The organism is Anaerotruncus sp. DFI.9.16 (assembly GCF_024461615.1).
GTDB classification, from domain to species: Bacteria; Bacillota; Clostridia; order Oscillospirales; family Ruminococcaceae; genus Anaerotruncus; species Anaerotruncus massiliensis.
The window spans coordinates 1-4,894 of record NZ_JANFZX010000106.1; the positions used below are offsets into that span (position 1 = coordinate 1).

A 4,894-nucleotide genomic window follows, 5' to 3' on the forward strand; every position below is an offset into this window, starting at 1 on the left:
CGCCCTTCCGGGCGGCCGCCTCCTTATCTCGACTTCTCCGCAGAGCAAGCGATCCGTGGTAAAATCACCCGTTCAGGCCGTGCTCTCCGAAAGCATCCCGCAATAGCAGGATGCTTTCGGGCGCGACCGAAAGGTATTCCGCATCCCCCTCTCCGGCAAGCTGCTTGCTGAATTTCCACCAGAGCGCCTCCCCCTCCCCGCCGTCGGCGTTCCGGAAGAGGATGTACCACTCAAAGGGGCTTTCCACCCGTTCGCACACCTCGACGCGCATGGCGTTTTCCGCGCCCGGCAGCGCGGGATGGAAATCATGTGCGCGGATGCCCACATAGGCGAGGTCATCGGGGATGGGCGGAACGACCTTAAACCGCACGCCCCAGCCGGGGACTTCGACGAGGTCCTCCCCGATTTTCCGGGCCGGGCAGAGGTTTTTGCAGCCGGTCAGACGGGCCGCCGTCAGCGTGCCTGGGTTTCGGAAGAGCTCGTGCGTGTCCCCCTCCGAAACGGGTCGGCCGTGCTCCATAATGAGCAGCCGCCCGCAGAGGCGGAACGCCTCGTCCCGGCTGTGGGTCACCATCACCGCGTCCCCCGCGTAGCCGCGCAGCAGTTCGAGCAGCTCGAGCTGGAGCTTCTCCTTGAGGTGCGCGTCCAGCGCCGAAAAGGGCTCGTCGAGCAGCAGGGCCTCGGGCTCGTAGGCGAGGATGCGCGCGAGCGCGACCCGCTGCTGCTGGCCGCCCGAAAGCTGCCCGGGATACCGCTTCTCCAGCCCTTCCAGCCGGAACCGCCCAACCAACGAGGCGATCGTCCCGGCGCGTTTTTTCCGGTCCTTCTCCCGCCCGAGGGCGCAGGCGATATTCTCCTCCACCGTCATGTGCGGAAAAAGGGCGTAGCTCTGGAAGAGATAGCCCACCCGCCGCTGCTGGGGCGGCAGGTTGATCCCCGCCGCCGAGTCGAAGAGCACCCGTCCGTTGAGGACGATTCGCCCCTCGTCGGGGGTTTCCACCCCCGCGATGCAGCGCAGGGTCATGCTTTTGCCGCACCCCGACGCGCCGAGGATGCCGAGCACCCCGTCCGACGTGGTGAACGCCGTCTCGAGCGAAAAGTCGCGCAGCGTGCGCCTGATCCGCACTTCGAGGCTCATCTCTTCGCCCCCTTCCGCCTGTAGCGGCTCTCCCGGGAGGCGAACCAGTTCATGCTGATGACGGCGAGCAGGGAAATCATCACGATGATCGCCACGTAGTCGTAGGCGCCCGCCATGTCCCCCGCCGCGACGGCGGAGTAGATCGCGAGCGGCAGCGTGCGGGTCTTGCCCGCGATGTTGCCCGCGATCATGGCGGTCGCGCCGAATTCGCCCAGCCCGCGCGCGAACGCGAGGACGCCGCCGCTGGCCACGCCGGGCGCCGCCAGCGGCATGACGACCCGCCAGAAGATCGCGCGCTCGGACATGCCGATCGTGCGCGCCGCGCAGACGAGGTCCCGGTCGACCTGTTCAAACGCCCCCCGCGCCGACCGGTACATGAGCGGGAACGAGACGGCCACTGCCGCAAGCACCGTCGCGCCCCATGAGAAGGCGATCTTCACGCTGAAATATTCGATGAAGAACCGGCCGATCGGGCGTTTGACGCCGAAGATGTAGAGCAGGAAAAAACCCGCCACGGTGGGCGGAAGCACGAGCGGCAGGGTCAGGATCCCGTCGAGCACCATTTTCAGGCGTTCCCGCCGCATCCCGGCAACCAGCCGGGCGGCGAACACGCCGAGGAAAAAGGTGATGAAGATCGAGAGCGCCGCCGTCTTCATGGATATCAGGATGGGGGATAAATCCAATGCCGTCCCTCCCCGCCGCGCCGGACCCGGGGTCCGGCGCGGGATTTATGATTTCGGATTATTTGTTGGGGGTGAAGCCGTACTCCTCAAAGACGGTCAGCGCCTCGTCGCTCTGAAGGAACTCGACGAAGAGCCGCGCGGCGTCCTTGTGCTGCGAAGCGGACACGATGCCGACCGGGTAGACGACCTTCTTTTCCAGGCTGCCCTCCGGCGCCTCGGCCACGACCTGCACCTTGTCGGTCGTCGCCGCGTCGGTCGCGTAGACGACGCCCACGTCGGCGCTGCCCTCCGCCACCCAGTTGAGCACCTCGGTTACGTTGGTGCCCAGGCTCGCCTTGGCGGCCACCGCGTCCCAGATGCCCAGATTTGTGAACGCCTCCTTGGAGTACTGGCCCACGGGGACGCTCTCGGGATCGCCCACGGCGATCGTCGCCGCGTCGGTCACCGTCTCAAAGCTCTTCGCGGCGGGCTCGGAACCGGCCGGCGCGATCAGCACGATCTTGTTCTCCAGCAAATCGACGATTGAATCCGCATCGATGAGCGACTCGTCCTTGAGCGCGTTCATCTGCTTGGTCGCCGCGGACATGAAGACGTCCGCCTCAAGCCCCTCCTCGATCTGGGTCTGCAGCTTGCCCGAGCTGTCGTAGGTGCCCTCCACCGTGATCCACGGATATTTCTCGGTGAACATCGGGATCAGCTCGTCCTTATAGGAATACTCCAGGCTCGCGGCGGCCGCCACAAGGATGGTCACCGGCTCCCCGGAAGCCGCGGGCTCTTCGGCGGGTTCGCTCTCGGGCGCGGGGGCGGGCTCCGCGGGCTCGGCGGGCGCGGCTTCCTGCGCGGGCTCCGCAGGGGCCGGCGCGGGTTCGGACGCGCCGCATCCTGCGACGGTAAAGAGCATCAGGGCCGCGAGCAGTACGCTGAAGAATTTTTTCATGGTTGCTGTCCTCCTAAAGCTATTGTCTATTTCCTTGCGCACTCCCCGGCGCGGCCGGTGAGAATTTCCAGGCCGTGCCCGAGTGCGGGGATCACGTATTCCAGGTTCTCCCGGACCGCCTTGGGGCTGCCGGGGAGGTTGACGATCAGCGTCCCGCCCCGGATGACCGCGACGGCGCGGGAGAGCATCGCGCGTTTCGTTATGTTTAAACTCGAATAACGCATCGCCTCAGCGATGCCGGGGGCCAGCCGTTCGGCCACGTCGAGCGTCGCCTCCGGCGTGCAGTCGCGGGGGGAAAAACCCGTCCCGCCCGTGGTGAGCACCAGCTCCGCGACGTTCTCGTCGCACAACCGCCGCAGCTCGGCGGAAATCTGCTCCCGCTCGTCGGGCAGCAGCGTGTAGGAGACGACCTCGTAGCCGTTTTGCTCGGCGATCTCGCGGATGACCGCGCCGCTCTCGTCCGTCCGCTGTCCGGCCGCGCCCTTGTCGGACAGCGTCACAATCGCGACCCTAAACACGGCGCACCTCCATCCGGTCGCCCTCCGAGATCGTCCCGCCCCGGATCACCCGGGCAAAGACCCCTTCGGTCGGCATGATGCATTCGCCCATCTTCTTGAAGATTTCACAGTGGGAGTGGCACTCCTTGCCGATCTGGGTCATCTCGAGCACCACGCCGTTGCATTCGAGCACCGTGCCGACCGGCAGGCTGCGAAAGTCGATCCCTTCGACCACGAGGTTCTCCCCGAACGCGCCGTCGCCCACCTCGGCCCCGCGCGCCCGGAACGCCTCGATCTTGTCAAAGGAGAGCAGGCTCACCTGGCGGTGCCAGTCCCCCGCGTGCGCGTCCCCCTCGATGCCCCAGTTCTCCCGAAACTGCGCCGAATGAATATTCGTCTTCTGAATTCCGCGGCGTTCGCTCGTGCACACCGCAATCACCTTTCCCACAATCCTTATCCTCCGATCTGTACCATTTTCCGCTGTTCCACATGTGCCGCCGTCTCCCCGAAGAGATGATGGGCCGGTTTGCCCCACACCGCCGCGCGGACCGCCTCGGTGAGCGCCGCGTCGTCCGCGCCGCCCCGCAGGAATCCCCGCAGGTCCGTCCCCTCGTCAAAGTGAAGGCAGAGCTTCAAAAAGCCGGTCGCCGTCAGCCTGACCCGGTTGCAGCCGCCGCAGAACCGGTGGCTCATCGCCGAGATAAATCCGATCTTGCCCGCAAAGCCGGGGATGTCGCAATAGGAGGCGGGACCGTTGCCCCACTCCCCCGGGTACTCCGTCAGCGGCCCGTAGGCGGCGGCCAGCCGCGTGCGGATCTCATCCGCCGGGACGCCCTCGGAGGGGTTCCCCTCCCCGACCGGCATCAGCTCGATGAACCGTACGTCGATCGGGCGGTGCTTGGCGAGCGCCGCGAGCCGCTCCACCTCGTCGTTCCCCCGGGTGGGCACGCAGTTGAGCTTGACCCGCAGGCCCGCCGCGAGCGCCCGGTCGATCGAATCGAGCACCCGCGAAAGCTCCCCCCGCCGGGTGATCCTGTGGAACGCCTCTGGGTCAAGGGTGTCGAGGCTCACGTTGACCGCGTCCAGTCCCGCCGCCGCGAGCTCCTCCGCGTAATCCCCCAGCAGCACGCCGTTGGTCGTCATCGTGACCTGCCGGATGCCGGGGATCGCCTTGATCTCCCTTGCCAGCCCCGCGACGCCCCGTCGCACGAGCGGTTCCCCGCCCGTCAGCTTCACCCTCCAGAAACCGAGCTTCGCCGCGCACCGGCAGACCCGCAGGATCTCCTCGTAGCTGAGGATCTCTTCGTGCGCGACCGGCTCCACACCCTCCTCGGGCATGCAGTAGACGCACCGCAGGTTGCACCGGTCGGTCACCGAGACGCGCAGATAGTCGATCTCGCGGTTATATTGGTCTTTCATTGGTTCACCACCTTATTTTTGAAGACGGGGACGCGCTGAGCCAGAATGGATTTTTTCGCGCCCCTTCGAGGCGCTTTAGGGAAGCCGCCTTCGGCGGCATAGATTGCCGGGTCCCGCCCCGGCGGGCGGGCCGACTTCTTGCACGCCCAAGAAGTCGGCGGAAGCAGGGCGCTCAAGGGGACTTTCGCCTTGGGCGGCCTGCCCGGGCTACGCCCGGAGC

Annotated in this window: 6 protein-coding genes; all 6 read right to left on the reverse strand. The window is 66.5% G+C overall.

Features of this window, described 5'->3' with window-relative positions; translation table 11 throughout:
• Positions 1–64: 64 nt before the first annotated feature.
• From NE609_RS16900 to moaA, 6 genes are read right to left on the reverse strand one after another with little or no spacing between them, the layout of a single operon-like run.
• A complete protein-coding gene (locus NE609_RS16900; RefSeq protein WP_256153196.1) occupies positions 65–1,138 on the reverse strand; it encodes a sulfate/molybdate ABC transporter ATP-binding protein in 1,074 nt (357 codons plus the stop codon).
• Positions 1,135–1,821: a molybdate ABC transporter permease subunit gene (gene modB / locus NE609_RS16905; RefSeq protein ID WP_256153197.1), complete on the reverse strand. Its 687-nt coding sequence runs from the start codon at positions 1,819–1,821 to the stop codon at positions 1,135–1,137. The genes NE609_RS16900 and modB overlap by 4 nt, the downstream gene beginning before the upstream one ends.
• Positions 1,822–1,879: 58 nt before the next feature.
• Entirely contained in the window at positions 1,880–2,758 is an 879-nt protein-coding gene (gene modA, locus NE609_RS16910; RefSeq protein WP_256153198.1) for a molybdate ABC transporter substrate-binding protein, read from the reverse strand.
• A 26-nt stretch (positions 2,759–2,784) separates the two neighbouring features.
• Complete coding sequence (locus tag NE609_RS16915) at positions 2,785–3,276, reverse strand: molybdenum cofactor biosynthesis protein B (RefSeq protein WP_101551838.1); 492 nt, start codon at positions 3,274–3,276, stop codon at positions 2,785–2,787.
• A complete protein-coding gene (locus NE609_RS16920; RefSeq protein ID WP_101551840.1) occupies positions 3,269–3,703 on the reverse strand; it encodes an MOSC domain-containing protein in 435 nt (144 codons plus the stop codon). Before NE609_RS16920 ends, NE609_RS16915 begins: the two co-directional genes overlap by 8 nt.
• A gap of 5 nt (positions 3,704–3,708) precedes the next feature.
• Entirely contained in the window at positions 3,709–4,674 is a 966-nt protein-coding gene (moaA, locus tag NE609_RS16925; RefSeq protein ID WP_256153199.1) for a GTP 3',8-cyclase MoaA, read from the reverse strand.
• Between the last annotated feature and the right edge of the window lie 220 nt (positions 4,675–4,894).